Origin of the sequence: Nocardia sp. NBC_00508, from assembly GCF_036346875.1 — a bacterium.
Taxonomy (GTDB): domain Bacteria; phylum Actinomycetota; class Actinomycetes; order Mycobacteriales; family Mycobacteriaceae; genus Nocardia.
In genome coordinates this window covers 3,439,953-3,455,418 of record NZ_CP107852.1, presented here as the reverse complement: position 1 = coordinate 3,455,418, position 15,466 = coordinate 3,439,953, and the positions used below count along the sequence as shown (strand labels likewise).

Annotated in this window: 13 protein-coding genes; 8 read left to right on the top strand and 5 right to left on the bottom strand. The window is 66.6% G+C overall.

Annotation, left to right across the window (positions count from 1 at the left end):
* The 7 genes from OHA40_RS15385 to OHA40_RS15355 all read left to right on the top strand — a co-directional run bounded on the left by OHA40_RS15385 (nt 1) and on the right by OHA40_RS15355 (nt 7,834).
* Nucleotides 1–1,491, top strand: a complete 1,491-nt coding sequence (locus OHA40_RS15385; RefSeq protein WP_330233723.1) for an MlaD family protein — start codon at nt 1–3, stop codon at nt 1,489–1,491.
* Nucleotides 1,488–2,531 carry an MCE family protein gene (locus tag OHA40_RS15380; RefSeq protein ID WP_330233722.1) on the top strand — a complete coding sequence of 348 codons (1,044 nt, stop codon included), beginning with the start codon at nt 1,488–1,490 and terminating at the stop codon, nt 2,529–2,531. Before OHA40_RS15385 ends, OHA40_RS15380 begins: the two co-directional genes overlap by 4 nt.
* Nucleotides 2,531–3,529: an MCE family protein gene (locus OHA40_RS15375; protein ID WP_330234191.1), complete on the top strand. Its 999-nt coding sequence runs from the start codon at nt 2,531–2,533 to the stop codon at nt 3,527–3,529. The genes OHA40_RS15380 and OHA40_RS15375 overlap by 1 nt, the downstream gene beginning before the upstream one ends.
* Nucleotides 3,526–4,635 (top strand): MlaD family protein, encoded by a 1,110-nt coding sequence (locus tag OHA40_RS15370; RefSeq protein WP_330233721.1) that lies wholly within the window; start codon nt 3,526–3,528, stop codon nt 4,633–4,635. The genes OHA40_RS15375 and OHA40_RS15370 overlap by 4 nt, the downstream gene beginning before the upstream one ends.
* A gap of 8 nt (nt 4,636–4,643) precedes the next feature.
* Nucleotides 4,644–5,735, top strand: a complete 1,092-nt coding sequence (locus OHA40_RS15365) for an MlaD family protein (RefSeq protein ID WP_330233720.1) — start codon at nt 4,644–4,646, stop codon at nt 5,733–5,735.
* A complete protein-coding gene (locus tag OHA40_RS15360; RefSeq protein WP_330233719.1) occupies nt 5,732–6,910 on the top strand; it encodes an MlaD family protein in 1,179 nt (392 codons plus the stop codon). Before OHA40_RS15365 ends, OHA40_RS15360 begins: the two co-directional genes overlap by 4 nt.
* Before the next feature lie 132 nt (nt 6,911–7,042).
* Nucleotides 7,043–7,834: a hypothetical protein gene (locus OHA40_RS15355; RefSeq protein ID WP_330233718.1), complete on the top strand. Its 792-nt coding sequence runs from the start codon at nt 7,043–7,045 to the stop codon at nt 7,832–7,834.
* A gap of 77 nt (nt 7,835–7,911) precedes the next feature.
* Here OHA40_RS15355 and OHA40_RS15350 read toward each other — a convergent pair whose 3' ends face one another.
* From OHA40_RS15350 to OHA40_RS15330, 5 genes are all read right to left on the bottom strand, one after another.
* Complete coding sequence (locus OHA40_RS15350; protein WP_330233717.1) at nt 7,912–8,484, bottom strand: ribonuclease H family protein; 573 nt, start codon at nt 8,482–8,484, stop codon at nt 7,912–7,914.
* 10 nt (nt 8,485–8,494) lie between these two features.
* A complete protein-coding gene (locus tag OHA40_RS15345; RefSeq protein WP_330233716.1) occupies nt 8,495–8,965 on the bottom strand; it encodes an SRPBCC family protein in 471 nt (156 codons plus the stop codon).
* Between the two features lie 136 nt (nt 8,966–9,101).
* Nucleotides 9,102–10,304: an L-2-hydroxyglutarate oxidase gene (gene lhgO / locus OHA40_RS15340; RefSeq protein WP_330233715.1), complete on the bottom strand. Its 1,203-nt coding sequence runs from the start codon at nt 10,302–10,304 to the stop codon at nt 9,102–9,104.
* 231 nt (nt 10,305–10,535) lie between these two features.
* Nucleotides 10,536–11,327, bottom strand: coding sequence for a TIGR03084 family metal-binding protein (locus OHA40_RS15335; protein ID WP_330233714.1), 792 nt, complete (start codon nt 11,325–11,327; stop codon nt 10,536–10,538).
* Nucleotides 11,328–11,438: 111 nt separating this feature from the next.
* Complete coding sequence (locus OHA40_RS15330; RefSeq protein ID WP_330233713.1) at nt 11,439–12,794, bottom strand: hypothetical protein; 1,356 nt, start codon at nt 12,792–12,794, stop codon at nt 11,439–11,441.
* Nucleotides 12,795–13,080: 286 nt separating this feature from the next.
* Here OHA40_RS15330 and lon point away from each other — a divergent pair, with 286 nt between their 5' ends.
* Complete coding sequence (gene lon, locus OHA40_RS15325) at nt 13,081–15,417, top strand: endopeptidase La (RefSeq protein ID WP_330234190.1); 2,337 nt, start codon at nt 13,081–13,083, stop codon at nt 15,415–15,417.
* The last annotated feature ends 49 nt before the right edge of the window (nt 15,418–15,466 follow it).

The following is a 15,466-nucleotide window of genomic DNA, read 5'->3' as shown; positions in this document are numbered from 1 at the left end:
ATGATCATCGATCCCAGTGGGCGCGGGCCCACGATGCGGCAGTTGCTCGTCGCAGGCCTGTGCGGTCTGGTCGTCTTCGCACTGGTGCTGACCTTCTTGATGCTGCGCTACCAGGGTTACTTCAAGGAGAAGGTCAACGTCACCGCGAACCTGACCACCACCGGTGACGGCCTGCCCGAGCAGGCCGACGTGAAGTTCCGCGGCGTGCTCGTCGGCGCGGTGCAGAACGTCGACGTGGCCGCCAAGGGCGAGTTGCAGAAGGTCCGGATCGAGATGAAGCCGGAATTCGCCGGCGGCATCCCGGCCAACGTGACCGCCCGCGTGGTGCCGAGCAACCTCTTCGCCGTCACCTCCGTCGAACTGGTCTTCAACGGAGCCACCGATCAGTACCTGCACGAGGGCTCCGTCATCGAGGAGGACCGCAGCCAGGGCACCATCGCGCTGCAGGACACCCTCACCACGGTCCGCGACATCCTCGACAAGATCGACCCGGTGCAATTCGGCCGCGTGCTCGGCACCCTGTCGCAGGCGCTGGACGGCAGCGGCCGGATGCCCGGCTCCACTGTCGAGCGGTTGGACCGATGGCTGCTGGCGGTCGACGAGTCGATCCCCGACCTCGGTGTGCTGCTGAGCGATTTCTCCGCGTCGTTCCGCGCGCTCAACCAGTCCGCACCGGAGCTGGTCGACGTGCTCGGCAGCTCGGTGCAGACCGCGCGCACCATCGCCGACCGACGCGGCGAGTTGGTCGCGCTGATCACCGGCGCAGGCACGACCATGGACACGGTGAACGATCTCTTCGCCCGCAACCCGGACGTCGGCAAGGAGGTCACCGCGGGGACCAGCGACATGTTCGGCGCCTTGGCGGCGGACCCGGACGCGATCACCAGGAGCCTGCTCAACCTGAGCGAGACCACGCGCCGGATGGACACCACGTTCCACTGGGGTCCGCAGAAGCAGCAGGTCTGGAACGCGGGTGTCACGCTCACGCCGTACCGGCCGTACACCGTGGCCGACTGCCCGCGCTACGGCGAGATGGTCGGCCCGAGCTGCGCCACCGCCCCCGCCGTCGCCGAACTCCCCGACCTGCCGGAACAGCTGAAGCCGCGTGCGCTCGCCTCGGCTGCCGGGCTTCCGCCGGTGGTGCCGATGCCGGGTCTGCCGCTGGTCCCCGGCATCACCACGCCGGACCCGAACCGGGCCACCGCGGCCGCTCCGACCGGCGGGGCGCTCGCTCCGTTCGCGGGCACGCCGCTCGAGGGTCTGTTCCCGATGTTGCCGCCGGGACTGCTCCCGCCTGCCGCACCGGCACCGGCACCGGCACCGGCCGTCGCGCCCGAGGGCACCCCGTCGGCGGCGCCGATCTCCTACCACGGTGACTCGGCGATCGTCGCACTGCTCGGCCGCAAGCCGACCACCGCCGAATATCTGCTGCTCGGCTCGATTTTGAAGGGCGGAACCATGCAGGTGTCCGACAACGGTGCCGGACGATGAGCATTCGTAAGCCGCTGATCGGATTCAGCATCTTCGCCATCGTGTCCATCCTGGTCACGGTGGTGGTGTGGAATACATTGGCGCGCATTGTCAGTGGTGACACCTACACCTACACCGCGACGTTCTCCGACGTACTCGGCCTGCACGAGGGCGATGACGTGCGCATGGCCGGTGTGCGGGTGGGCAAGGTGGACAAGATCGAACTCGGCCGCGATGCCAACCTGAGGAAATCGGTCGCCAAGGTCACCTTCGTGGTGCAGCGCGACCAGACGATCTACGACGACACCAAAGCCCTGGTCCGCTACCAGAACCTGATCGGTCAGCGGTATGTGGCCCTGGCGCCCGGCACGGCAACGAGCCCGGCACCGCTGAAGAACAAAGGATCGATCCCGGTCGAGCGGACCGAGCCGTCGTTCGACGTGTCGGCTCTGCTCAACGGCTTCCAGCCACTGTTCCAGGTATTGCAGCCCGAGCAGGTCAACCGTCTGTCGGAGACCTTCATCCAGGCGTTGCAGGGCGACGGTGTCTCGTTGAGCGCGTTCATCGTTCAGGCCGCGCAGTTGGCCACCGACTTCCAGCGCAGGGACGCGATTCTGTCCGATGTGATCACCAACCTCTCGGGCGTGATGGCGGGGTTGGCCAAACGAGGTGATGAATTGGAGACCCTGATAACCCAGACCCGTGCCTTGATCGGCGGGCTGTACGAACAGGGGCAGTCGTTGCTCGCCTCGACGGAGCAGATCGCGAGCGCCACCACATCGCTGGTCGACATGATGGGCCAGATCCAACCGAAGCTGCAGACCGCGCAGAACTCCACCAGCGCGGCGCTGACCTTGCTGTTGGACAACGGCGCCAAGCTCGACCAGACGGCGATCGACCTGCCGAACATTCTCTCGGCGGCGGGCAGGCACACCTCCGAGGGCGCCTACGCCAACGCGTACCTGTGCGGCCTGGACGTCTCGCTCTACGGCATCCTGTTCCCCCGCGGCCTGTTCTCCCAGATCGGTGGGACCTCGTACTCGGCGGTGTGCCGCCCATGATGACGAAACTCAGGGCCAGGTTCGACAGCAACCGGTACTTCTGGTTGGGCATCATCGGCGGCGGTCTCATCGTGGTGCTGCTGCTGGTGTCCAGCGTCTACAAACTCATCGGGGTCGGCGAACAGTCGATCAAGGCCGAGTTCGTGCAGGCCGCGGGCATCAAAGTCGGCGACAAAGTGAATGTCGCCGGTGTGCCCTCCGGTCGGGTGGTCGGCGCCGAACTCGAGGGAAGCCATGTGCTGGTCACGCTGAGCGTTCGCGATGACCTGAAACTGGGTCCGGACGCGCGCGCCTCGATCAAGATGGCCACGCTGCTCGGCGCCAGGTACGTCGACCTGGAGCCCGGCGACGGCTCCGGCTCGAGGGGCAAGCGAATCCCGCTGTCCAACACCACCGTTCCCTACAACCTGGCCGACGTGGTGCAGCTCGGCACCCCGAAGTTCGAGGCGCTCGACACCAAGAAACTGGCGCAGTCGCTGAATCTGATCAATGAACAGATCGGCGGTTCGCCCGAGCTGGCCGCGCAGGCACTCGACAGCGTCGGCGCGCTGGCCAAGGTGATCGATGCCCGCAGGGCCGAGGTGGACACGCTGCTGAAGGACCTGGACCGGGTCACCCGAATCCTCGCCGACAACCGCAACAGCGTGCTGCTGGTGATCACCCAAGGCGAGGCCATCGCCAACCGGGTCATGGAGCGCCAGGCTCTGCTGCGCCAGCTGCTCGACGGCGTCGCGACGCTGACCAGGCAGCTGCAGGAGATCGGCGCGCAGAACAACGATCAGCTCGGCCCGACCATCCAGCAGCTGAACACCATGGCCGAGGGCCTGCAGAAGAACAAGGACAACCTGGACCGGATGCTGTCGCTGATGCCGCCGACCGTGCGCTACCTGGCGAACTCGTGGGGCGGCAACGGTCCGTACGGTGACGTCGGCCTGCCGTGGGTCTTCCCGGACAACTGGTTGTGCTTCGCCCAAGTGATCGAGGGGTGCCAGGGATGAAATTCCGCACGGCTTTTCCGTTGCAGTCCGTCGCGAAGACGCTCATGATCAGCGCCGCCGCGCTGGCGGTCGGCAGTTGCTCGCTGCTGCCGAGTTCGGTGAACGACGCGTTGGGCACCACGATGCGGATCACCGCCGACTTCGAGAACATCGCGGGCATCTACGAGGGCAATCCGATCACGGTGCTCGGGCTGGACGTCGGCAAGGTCGACAAGATCGTGGCCAAGGGCACCCTTGTCGAAGTGCACATGTCCATCGACAAGGGCGTGAAGATCCCGAAAGACGCCGAAGCCGCGATCGTTTCGCCGTCCATCGTGACCGACCGGCACATCGAGCTCACCCCGGTCTACACCAGTGGCGAGACCATGTCCGACGGTGCGCATCTGCCCAAGGCCCGCACCAAGACACCGGTCGAGCTGGACACGATGATCAAGACGATCGATCAGTTCGCCGCCGCGCTGAAGCCGGAGCCGGGGCAGGAGGGCATCGGCCCGCTGTCGGGCCGGGTGCTCTACCCGATGCTCAACGGCAACGGCGAGAAGATCCGCGATACCCTCAACGCGCTGTCCGGCGCACTGAAGGTCGGCGTGGACAACAAGGACGCGATCTCCAGCATCATCATCAAACTGAACGAGCTCACCACCATGCTGGCCGAGAACGACCAGTCGGTGCGCGATTTCAGCAATCGGGTGACCCAGATGTCCGGTCTGCTCGCCGAGCAGTCCCCCGGCCTGCAGGCCACGCTCGACCAGCTCAACGCCTTCCTGGTGAACACGAGCACCACCCTGGTGCAGTACGAGGATCAGCTGGCGGGCACCATGACCGGCCTGACCAACGTCACCCAGCAGCTGCGCGACAACGCCTACGGCATCACCGAGGTCGTCGACGTGGCGCCGATGGTCATGCAGAACATCAACGGGATCGTGAACCGCGAGCATCAATACGTGCGGCTGCACGCGCTCATCGGCACCGCCCTCTCGGGTGAGATCGTCAGCCTGTTCTGCGAACGCGTCCAGATGAAGGCCGACGGCTGCCGCACCGGAAACATGCAGGACTTCGGACCCGACTACGGGCTCACCGCCGCGCTGCTCGGCCTGACGAAATGACGTACCGAATGACGATCAAGGCACGCAGGGCGCTGGTCTCCCTCGTCGCGGTGGCCGGTGTCGCGATCACCGCGGGCTGCGGGTTGACGGTGGAGAAGCTGCCGCTGCCCAAACCCGGTCTGAACGGGGACACCTATACGGTGCACGCGGTGTTCGAGAACGCGCTGAACCTGCCGGACCAGGCGAAGGTGAAGATCGGCGGCTCGGATGTCGGCGTGGTCACCGGTATCACGACGAAGAACTTCCAGGCCATCGTGGATCTGACCATCCGCAAGGACCTCGAGTTACCCAAGGGCAGCACGGCGGAACTGCGTCAGGCCACCCCACTCGGTGATGTGTTCGTCGCGGTATCCAAGCCCAAGGTCGATCCGGGTGCGGAAATGCTGCACGACGGGGACACGCTGACCCTCGACAGCACCTCCGCGGGCGCGACCGTCGAGCAGCTGCTGATCTCGGTGTCCATGCTGTTCAACGGCGGCGGCATCGCGAGCCTGTCCAGGCTGGGCGCGGAGTTGGACTCCATCCTCGGTGGACGCGGCGGGCAGCTGGCCCACCTCATTACCGAGATGACCGGTGTCGTCGGCAGTTTGAACGCCAACACCGACCGGGTGGACAGCGTCCTCGGTGAGTTCAGCACCTTGGCGAACACCATCGAGTCGCGGCGTTCCGAACTCGGCGAGGTGGCCGACACGCTGCCCCAGATGATCGGCGCGGTCGCGGAGAACAACCGGGCCATCGGCGAACTGCTGACCAAGCTGTCGGTGGCCAGCGCCGCGCTCGGCGACTACGCGAACACCTCCACCGAGCAGCTGAGCGCGCTGCTGGACAACACCCATCAGCTGATGGACGCGCTGGCCAGGACCGGTGACGGTTTCGGCGTGCTGCTCGATCGGCTGCGGGTGCTGCGGCCGAAGGTCGACGCGACTTTCCGCGGCAGCAGTTTCGCGGTGTACGCGACCGCGACCAACCTCGACATCAGCGCGCTCACCGACCCGGAGCACGGCAAGATCCAGGATCTGCACGATCTGCAGGACTTCGCGGGCAGCCTGATCCAGATCCTGCAACTGGTGCACGGCCGGGTGGCGGGAGGACACCGATGAGCTTCCTGCGCAACCTGGCCGGCCGCAAGGTGCTGCTGTCGAACGTGGGCCTGGTGCTCGTGCTGCTGGTCGGCGCAGGGTACCTGATGGTGAACATCATGCGGGTCAACCCGCTGCGTTCCGACTACACCGTCACGGTGAACCTGGACCGTTCCGGCGGCCTGCAACCCGGCAACGACGTGACGCTGCGCGGATGGCGGATCGGCAAGGTCACCTCGATCGAGCTGATCGACCGCGGCCAGGCCATCGCCGCCACCGCGCAGATCGACGCGAAGTACAAGATCCCGGTGGACACCCGGATCGCGGTGCAGGCGCTGTCCGGCGCGGGCGAGCAGTACATCGACTTCCGGCCGAACTCCGAGCAGGGTCCGTACCTGGCCAATGGCGCCGTGATCAAGTTCGATCCGGAGAAGATCCAGACCCCGACGCCGGTGTGGCAGGTTCTGGACAACTCCAGCGTCCTGATCGCGCAGGTCAACCCGGACCACTTCAAAGTGATCCTGAACGAGCTGGACATCGCGCTCAGCGCGGGACCGGATCAGCTGCGCGGCATGGTCAACGGGATCAGCCTGGCAATGGCAGGCTTGGACTCGTTGCTGCCGCAGACCACGAATCTGATCACGAACCTGCGCACCATCGCGAACACCACGTCCATGGCGCAGCCGGACCTGGCCACGCTGACCCGCAACTCCGGCACGCTGTTCGAGCAGTTCAACAACGCGAACGCCGAGCTGCAGCGCGTGCTCGATCAGGCTCCGGGCCAGCTCACCAGCCTCGGCGCGGTGGTGGACCGGACGGCCGATCCGATCACCAGCCTGGCGACCAACTTCCAGGCGATCACCAAGGCGGCGCAGCTGCGGTTGCCCGCGCTGCGGGCGCTGTTCCCCTCGCTCGCGCTCGGTGGCGAGGCGCTCGGCATTCCGGCGCACGACGGCGAGTTCCACGCGATCATCGACATCTGGCCGCGGCCGTTCTGCACCTACGAAACCCCGAAGATCCGCAACGAGGTCGTGCAGGACGGCACGATTCCGAAGTGGAACTACTGTGAGAACCCGCCGCCGGGCCAGCTTATCCGCGGTGCCGCGAACGCGCCGCGACCCAATGTGCCGAACAACGGCGCGCACATGCCGCCGGGTGTGGATCCGAACGAGCGGACCCTGCCTCCGGTGCGGTGAGTTCGCACCCGGTCCGCCGGTCACCCCGCCGGACCGGGCATACTCGCCGGTAGAACGCGTAAGGTTCGCTGTCGCGGGCCCCGAAGCCAATCGGCGCGCGCCGATGCGCGCCGGGAAAGCAGGTTTGTATCGATGCCTACCGACGACGCCGAGACCGACAAGGACGCCGAGACCACGGCAGCCGCCAACGACAAGGCCACCGACGAGGTGACCGAGAAGTCGGAGGATGCCGCTGGCGCGGCGAAACCCGAGCTGTCCAAGGCGGAGAAGGCAGACAAGCCGAAGACGGACAAGAAGCCGGCGGAGAAGGCCGTCCCCAAGGCGGACACGGCCGCGAAGTCCGCATCGCTTCCACTGGTGGCCGCATTCGCTGCCGGTGTGCTCGCAGTCGCGGCGATCACCGCCCTCGTCGTGTTCTTCCTGCAGGGTAGGGACCGCGGTGACAAGCTCGACGCGATCCGCGACTCGACCAGCGCCGCGTGCGAGTTCGGCAAGGACGTCTCGGTCTACGACTACTCGAAGAACCTCGACGAGTACTTCACCACGGTGAAGGCCGGATCGACCGGGGAGTTCCTGAAAGAGTTCGACGACGCGACCAAGGCGCTCAAAGACGCCATGGTGCAGGCGCAGGTCAAGTCCTGGGCCGACGACGTGCAGTGCGGCTACCAGTCCGGTGACAAGACCTCGGCCAAGGTGCTGGTGACCCTCACGCAGTACCGGACCAACTTCACCCAGGCCAACCCGGAGCGGCAGTTCGTCGTCGTGATCGCCCAGTTGCAGAAATCAGGCGACAAGTGGCTGGTCGAGAAACTCGACTCGCCGATGCTCAAGGGTGCGGGTACCGGCCTGCCGGGCGCGCCTGCGCCGGGCAGCGCTCCGCAGCCCGCTCCGACGGGTCAGCCCGCGCCGCAGCCGGGCAACTGACCGAGCGCCTCCGGCGGTGGGCCGAGCCACCACCGCCGGAGGTCATTCGGGCAGTTTCCGGTCCCCGCGCAAGCGGATCAGAACAGAGTCAATGTCTGTGGCGCCGACGGCGCGGCCGCCTTCCCCGCGGCCTTGTCCTTCGGCGCTTCCGGCGCCGTCGACGTTTCCTCCACAGTCACCGCGGGCATTTCCACGGTGTTCGCCTCGGCGACGGCCGCGGTAACCGCTGCCTGCCGAGCCGCTTCGCCGGCCAGCGCGTCGGCCTGCTCGTTGAAGTAGTTGCCGACATGTCCACGGACCCAACGGAATCGGACCGGACCGGGCCTGCTCGCGATAGCCCGATCGATCTGCTGGACGAGTTCGACATTCTTCACCGCGCCGCCGGTGGACGTGCGCCAGCCGTTGAGCCGCCACCCCGACACCCACTCCGAGGCGCATTTGATCGCGTAGAGCGAATCGCTTTCGATGAGCAGGGGTTCGGACCCGGGATGGGCCACGATCGCCTCCAGCACCGCGCGCAACTCCGCGACCTGGTTGGTTCCGGATACGGCTCCTCCGCTCGCCGAGGAGCCCTGATGATTGACCCAAGCCCAGCCGATGGCGCCGCCGGGATTACGCAGGCAGGATCCGTCGGTGCTCACGATGATCATGGGCGGCACCCTACGCAATCCGACCGACAAGATCGGTACCGTGGAATTCCTCTATCTCCCTCCGTAACCGGGATTCCGTACGTCGCAGCGCCGATTCGACCGCGGCGTCCACCAGCCCGGCGCCCAGGCGGCCGACCGGCCCGCGCGGTGGACCGTACTCCGCCTCGGAGGTCAGCACCGACCGCCCGTAGCCGAGCGGGTCGAAGCGCAGTGTCAGCGTTCCGGACAAGCGTCCACGGAGCGTATACCCGATCACCGCGTTGCGGCGGTACTCGGTGATCTCGCAGGTCGGATTCGGTCGCCAGAGTGCGAGACGGGCGCTGGTCGCGAAGACAGCGCCGAGGCCGCGGTCCGATTCGCCGGTCGGCACGAAATCCACGATGCCGAACATCCAATCCGGTACGAATAGGTGGTTGTCCGTGTAGTTGAAGGCGACCTCGACAGGTGCTCCGACGTCACTCGCGTACTTGATGTGGCCCATAGGCCCTCCCTGTTCACGACTGGCGTCAAAAGTACTACAGCTCTCCTCTTTATTCGAGACTTTGTGCGTAAATTTGGTGTGTCTTATTGCCAGATGCGACCGGTCGGTTGCTCGAGTCCGTGCCTTCCGGCGACGCTCAGAGCTGGTCGACGATGTGCTCCGCGATCGGCATGGCCGAGGTCGCCGCAGGTGAGGGGGCGTTGAGCAAGTGGACCGATCGCTCGGTGTGTTCGATCATGAAGTCGTGCACCAGAGTTCCGTCGCGCAGGACCGCCTGCGCGCGAATGCCCGCCTCGCGTGGAAGCAGATCGGCGAGCGTCAGCTCTGGACAGTAGCGGCGGCACTGCGCCAGGTATCCGCGCTTGAACAGTGAGTTGCGCAGTTCTCGCAGGCCGGTGCGCACGTTCGCCCTGGCGACTCGGTGAAATCCGGGGAAGCCGAGTACATCTCGCGCGTCCTCGGCATCGAAGCTGCCCTTGCGATAGCCCTCTCTGGCCAGTCCGAGCACCGCGTTCGGGCCGACGGTCAGCGCACCGTCGATCGTCGGGCTCAAATGCACGCCGAGAAACGGCAATCCGGGATCGGGAATGGGATAGATCAGCGTGCTGACCAGCCCCGTTCGTTCCGGCGGCAGTTGGTAGTACTCGCCACGGAATGGCACGATGCGAAAGTCGGTGCGCAGCCCGGCCGCTCGCGCCATCCGATCGGACTGTAAGCCCGCGCAGACCACCAAGCGGCGCGCGGTCCAGGATCCGGCCGGGCCCGCGGCGGTAACCACATCCGCCGTCTCGGTGAGCGTGACGATTTCGGCGCCGAGCACGAATTCGCCACCGGCGGCCCGGACTTCCTCGGCGAGCGCGGTGGTCACCCGGGTGAAGTCGATGATTCCGGTGTCCGGAACGAACAATGCCCCGGCGCCGGTGATCCGCGGTTCACGCCGGGCGAGTTCCGCCGCGTCGATCAGTTCGACGGTAACTCCGTTGGTGATCGACCGTTCGTGCAGCGCGAGCATGCGTGCGTATTCGGCATGGTCGGTCGCTACCAGCAACTTGCCGCAGACCTGGTACGGAATGCCATGTGCCGCAGCGAAATCCTTGGTCCATTGCGCGCCGCGGCGGCACAGCGTGGCCTTCAAGCTGTTCGGCGGATAGTAGATGCCGGAATGGATTACGCCGCTGTTGTGCCCCGTCTGGTGGGTGGCCAGCTCGCGCGCCTTCTCCAGCAGCACCAGGCTCGCGCCGGGGTTGCGCGTCAGGATCTGGTGTGCGGTCGCGACGCCGACGATGCCGCCGCCGATGACGCAGAAATCGTAGGCTGTGCCGATGGTTCGCTCGTTCATTGCCGAGCAGCGTAAGCGGTGGCGCACCGCCCATCCGCATGTCCCGGGTGGCATTGTTGGTTTCCGCCGACCCACGAGCGGGTAAATACCCGTGTAGCTGGCGAGCGCCATTCTCGACTGCCACATCGAGACACCCCGGCCAACGGCGTCCGGCCGTCGACACGAACACGGCGCACCCAAGTGTGGCGCTCGCCCGCTCCAAATCTCGGGATCGGGTCCGGTGTCAGCGGGTCAGGCGAACTGGCCCGCTGTCCTTCCTTCGCCCGTCGGCCCCGCGAACGCCTGTGCGATGGCGAGCCATTCCGCGGCGTCGGCTCCATATGCCTCGATCGTGAGGTCGTCATGATGGCGGCGCTGTGTCACCAGGAGGCAGAAATCGAGCGCGGGTCCGGTCACTCGCTGCGCGGCATCGTCGGGACCCCACGACCAGATCGTGCCGTCCGGCGCCGCCAGCTCGACTCGGAATTCCGCTGCGGGCGGGGTCTTTCCATGCACCATGTAGGCGAAGTTCCTGGTGCGCACGCCGATATGGGCCACGGTGCGCAGCCGGGCCGTTGGCGTCCTGCGTACGCTGAGCGTGTCGGCCACGTCCTGCCCATGCGCCCAGGTCTCCATGATGCGGGCGGTGATCATCGAGGCCGCGCTCATCGGCGGGCCGAACCACGGCAGTTTGCTACCCGGCGGCACCGCGCGCAGCGCCGCGGCGAGGGATGCGCGTCCACGACGCCACCGGTCGAGCAAGTCGGCAGGGGGTTCGGTCGCGGCCTGCTCGGCCGCTTCATCGACGAAGGTGAGCGCACGCGGCCCGGCCTCGGTCACCAAGCGCTGGAAGTCCGCTGGGTCCGCCGCGGCGATCGTCGCGATCTCATCGGTCCAGGCCAGGTGGCCGATCTGATGGGCGATGGTCCAGCCGGGTGCCGGGGTGGTGCGCGCCCACTCCCCGAGTGCCAACTGGCCGACGAGTCGTTCCAGATCCGCGCATTCGTCGGCGAAATCACCGAGCAGCGCTTCGAGGTCAGCCATTCGTTTCCTTGCCGGTCCCTTGCACACCGCTTCGTGTGCCGTCGGCGTTCAGCATCGCAGCGGGCACAGAAAAAGGCAAGCATGCTTGTTTTATATTTGCCAGCGGACGCACTACCAGCCGAAAACGACCAGATGGGCGGCGCCGACGAGGAGTCCGAGGGCCGCCCCGTGCAGATACAGCAGCCAGGCGTCCTGCTCGACAGAGGCGTAGAACATCTCCATGAACTCCCCGGGCGTCAGCCGCCGCAGCTTACGCGCCGCGAACTCGTCGATGGTCTTGGCCTGCTCGAGGGTGAACTCCTCGTCCTCCGCCAGGCTGGGCGCCAAGCCGACTGCCGCACCCGCCGCGCCCACCGAGAGGTTGACGAACTGGCGGCGTCCCAGCGCCGCTCGCACCAGGGTGGTGGTCGGCCCGAGCTGGCGAGTGATCTCGTCGGCGATCACATGCTCCAGCAACTGCCTGGTCTTGTCCCCGTTCGGGCCGTCGAGAAGCTCTTTCGACAGGTTGGGCAGGGTCAGCACCTGGTAGGCCAGGATGTGGGCGAGGTCGGTCGCCGCTTGCGGCTGCCGCTTCGCCAGCAGCGCTTGTTTCCACAGGTACTTGTATCTCGGTTGCGGGTCGCCTGGCTCGAACACCATCTTCACCGCGATGACGTTCACGATCACGCCGATCGCCGCCGAGGCGAGTAGCACGATCACCCAGCCCGGCACCGAGCCGAGCACTGGAATGTGCTGGTGCACATGCAGGTACAAGGCAAGCAGCAGACCGAACGGCGCCCCGAGCAAACCGATGCGCACCATGAATCGCAGCTCGGGCGCCGCGATGGTGGTGGTCAGATCCTTCAGGATGGCCGGGTTTTCCTGCAGGTAGCGGATCACGAAGCTCTTGATGTCGATCAGCTGGTCGACGTTGTCCCCGAGTGAGGCGAACGCGCGCCGCGACAGCGCGGGCAACTCCCGATCCACCCGCTGATAGATCAGCTGCTTGGCGGCGCGCGGTACGGTGCGCCACAGATCCGGGTTCTCCCGGTACATCAGTTCGTCGACCAGCGGCCGCACCTGTTCACGCGCCAGCACCGCGGTGTAGTCGGCGATGCCGTCCAGATCGAGTTCGTGGATGAAGTCCTTGGGGCTGCCGATCCGCATCAGCGCCTTGTCCACGCAGATACTGGCCATCTTCTCCGCGCGCGCCGGAATGAAGCCCTGGAATCCGAGGCGGCGGCCGTCGGCCGAGAAGGTCGGCAGCACCTGGACCCGGCGCGGGAAGTATGGGTAGAGCACCTGCAGGCCGGGGATGTGAACACCGCGAAACCGAATCGGCCAGAACAGCATGAGCACGCCGGTCCAGTTGGTCAGCCACCCGGCCAGCGCACTGAAGATCGGAAACGTGACCAGGTCGACCACGAACTTCGACTGCCCGGTCAGCCCTTCCCAGTCGATGAACACGCCAGCGGCGAGCGACGACATCGATGGGACTCCCTAAGCCGAGCCGGCGGTACCGCCGGTATGAGATATCAAGGCCCCCACGTTCTCATTGCCTTGGACGGAGTGTCAACGAGACCCGTTCCTCGGAGCGGGCAGGTGATCAAGGCCTGCGCTATTCGCCGTCAGCGAACGACCTGAGCTGCGCGGAACAAACGCGAACACCTTCGGGTTGAGTAGGCAACGCTCAACTTTTGGAAGGGTCGAAGACGTGACTACACCACAGAACCTGCCGGTGCTGTTCCTGACCGATCCGATCGTGCTGCCGGGCATGGTCGTGCCCATCGAACTGGACGAATCGGCGCAGGCCGCGATCGATGCCGCACGGGCCGCCAAGAAGGACTCCGTGCTGCTCGCGCCCCGGCTGACCGAGGGCTACGCCACCTACGGTGTGGTCGCCACCATCGAACAAGTCGGCCGGATGCGCGGCGGGGCCCCGGCGGCCGTGCTGAAGGCCGAGCGGCGCGCCAAGATCGGACACGGGGTCACCGGACCGGGCGCCGCGCTGTGGGTGGAGGCCGAACCGGTCGAGACGCCGACATCGGACGGTCGGACCAAGGAACTGGCCGCAGAGTACAAGAAGCTGGTCGTCTCGGTGCTGCAACGGCGGGAGGCGTGGCAGATCATCGATGCGGTCAGCCAGTTGACCGACCCGTCGGCGATCGCCGACACTGCGGGCTACGCGCCGTACCTGACCTTCGAGCAGAAGCGGGAACTGCTCGAAACCCCTGATGTGGCCAAACGGCTCAGCACCTTGATCGAGTGGACCAAGGAGCACATCGCCGAGGCCGAGATCACCGAGAAGATCAGCGAAGACGTCCGCGAGGGCATGGAGAAGAGCCAGCGCGAGTTCCTGCTGCGCCAGCAGCTCAACGCCATCCGCAAGGAACTCGGCGAGGACGAGCCCGACGGCGCCGACGACTACCGCACCCGCGTCGAGCAGGCCGACCTGCCCGATACCGTGTGCGAGGCGGCGCTGCGCGAGGTCGGCAGGCTGGAGCGGGCCAGCGATCAGAGCCCGGAATCCGGCTGGATCCGGACCTGGCTGGACACCGTGCTGGAACTCCCGTGGACGGTGAAGACCACCGACAGCACCGACGTTTCGGCTGCCCGCGCGGTCCTGGACGCCGATCACCACGGCTTGGACGAGGTCAAAGACCGCATGGTCGAGTACCTGGCCGTCCGGGCCCGCCGTGCCGCCCGCGGGCTGGAGATCGTCGGTGGGCGAGGCTCCGGCGCGGTGCTGGTGCTGGTCGGCCCGCCCGGTGTGGGCAAGACCTCGCTCGGTGAGTCCGTCGCGCGGGCCTTGGGCCGCAAGTTTGTTCGCGTCGCCCTGGGTGGCGTGCGCGACGAGGCCGAGATCCGCGGTCACCGGCGCACCTATGTCGGCGCACTGCCCGGTCGCATCGTGCGTGCCATGAAGGAGGCGGGTTCGATGAACCCGGTCGTCCTGTTGGACGAGATCGACAAGGTCGGCTCGGACTTCCGCGGCGACCCGGCCGCCGCCCTGCTCGAGGTGCTGGATCCAGCGCAGAACCACACGTTCCGCGACCACTACCTCGATCTGGATCTGGACTTGTCCGACGTGCTGTTCATCGCCACGGCGAATGTCATGGAGACCATCCCCGGCCCGCTGCTGGACCGGATGGAGCTGATCACCGTGGACGGCTACACCGAGGACGACAAGGTGGCCATCGCCCGCGACTTCCTGGTGCCGCGACAACTGGAGCGCAACGCGCTGACCGCCGACGAGGTGACCGTCACCGAGGAGGCGCTGCGCGAGATCGCGGCCGACTACACCAGGGAAGCCGGTGTGCGACAGATGGAGCGGCTGATCGCGAAGGCGTTGCGCAAGGCGGCGACTCGGTTGTCGGAGCGTGGATCAGTGCCCGCCGCATCGGGTTACGATCCCGGGCTGGGCTCCGAAAAGCTGGTCGAGGATGTCCTGACGATCGGTCTGGGCGACTTGAAGGACTACCTCGGCCGTCCGCGCTTCACCTCGGACTCGGTGGAACGCACCGCCGTTCCGGGTGTGGCGACCGGACTCGCCGTGACCGGCGCGGGTGGCGATGTCCTCTACATCGAGGCCAATGCCGCCGAAGGTGAGCGCTCCCTGACCCTCACCGGCCAGCTCGGCGACGTCATGAAGGAATCCGCGCAGATCGCGCTTACCTACGTGCGCTCACACCTGGAGGAGATCGGCATCGAGCCGTCGGTGTTGGATCGCAACATCCATATCCACTTCCCGGCAGGAGCGGTGCCCAAGGACGGTCCGTCCGCGGGCGTCACCATGGTCACCGCGCTGGTGTCGCTGGCGCTTGGTCGCCAGGTGCGCTCGGATGTCGGCATGACCGGCGAGGTCACGTTGAACGGCCGGGTACTGCCGATCGGTGGCGTGAAGCAGAAGCTGCTCGCCGCCCAGCGGGCCGGTTTGAAGACGGTGTTCATCCCGGCGCGCAACGAGCCGGACCTGGACGACGTCCCCGCGGAAGTGCTTGCCGCGCTGGACGTCCGCCCCGTCGCCGACGTGACCGACATCCTGGCCTATGCCATCGAGCCGGTCGCCGAACCGGCACTCGACGGCGCGGCGCTCGCCGCAACAGCCTGAGCTCGCCCGCCTCTCCGGGTCTTCAGGCTGTACAAGTTGGGTGCCGCCG

Coding starts and splice junctions, on each gene's coding strand:
- OHA40_RS15375 (WP_330234191.1), top strand. CDS start 2,531: ATGACGAAACTCAGGGCCAGGTTCGACAGCAACCGGTACTTCTGGTTG.
- OHA40_RS15380 (WP_330233722.1), top strand. CDS start 1,488: ATGAGCATTCGTAAGCCGCTGATCGGATTCAGCATCTTCGCCATCGTG.
- OHA40_RS15365 (WP_330233720.1), top strand. CDS start 4,644: ATGACGATCAAGGCACGCAGGGCGCTGGTCTCCCTCGTCGCGGTGGCC.
- OHA40_RS15330 (WP_330233713.1), bottom strand. CDS start 12,794: ATGTCGTCGCTCGCCGCTGGCGTGTTCATCGACTGGGAAGGGCTGACC.
- OHA40_RS15370 (WP_330233721.1), top strand. CDS start 3,526: ATGAAATTCCGCACGGCTTTTCCGTTGCAGTCCGTCGCGAAGACGCTC.
- lon (WP_330234190.1), top strand. CDS start 13,081: ATGGTCGTGCCCATCGAACTGGACGAATCGGCGCAGGCCGCGATCGAT.
- OHA40_RS15355 (WP_330233718.1), top strand. CDS start 7,043: ATGCCTACCGACGACGCCGAGACCGACAAGGACGCCGAGACCACGGCA.
- OHA40_RS15350 (WP_330233717.1), bottom strand. CDS start 8,484: ATGATCATCGTGAGCACCGACGGATCCTGCCTGCGTAATCCCGGCGGC.
- lhgO (WP_330233715.1), bottom strand. CDS start 10,304: ATGAACGAGCGAACCATCGGCACAGCCTACGATTTCTGCGTCATCGGC.
- OHA40_RS15345 (WP_330233716.1), bottom strand. CDS start 8,965: ATGGGCCACATCAAGTACGCGAGTGACGTCGGAGCACCTGTCGAGGTC.
- OHA40_RS15335 (WP_330233714.1), bottom strand. CDS start 11,327: ATGGCTGACCTCGAAGCGCTGCTCGGTGATTTCGCCGACGAATGCGCG.
- OHA40_RS15385 (WP_330233723.1), top strand. CDS start 1: ATGATCATCGATCCCAGTGGGCGCGGGCCCACGATGCGGCAGTTGCTC.
- OHA40_RS15360 (WP_330233719.1), top strand. CDS start 5,732: ATGAGCTTCCTGCGCAACCTGGCCGGCCGCAAGGTGCTGCTGTCGAAC.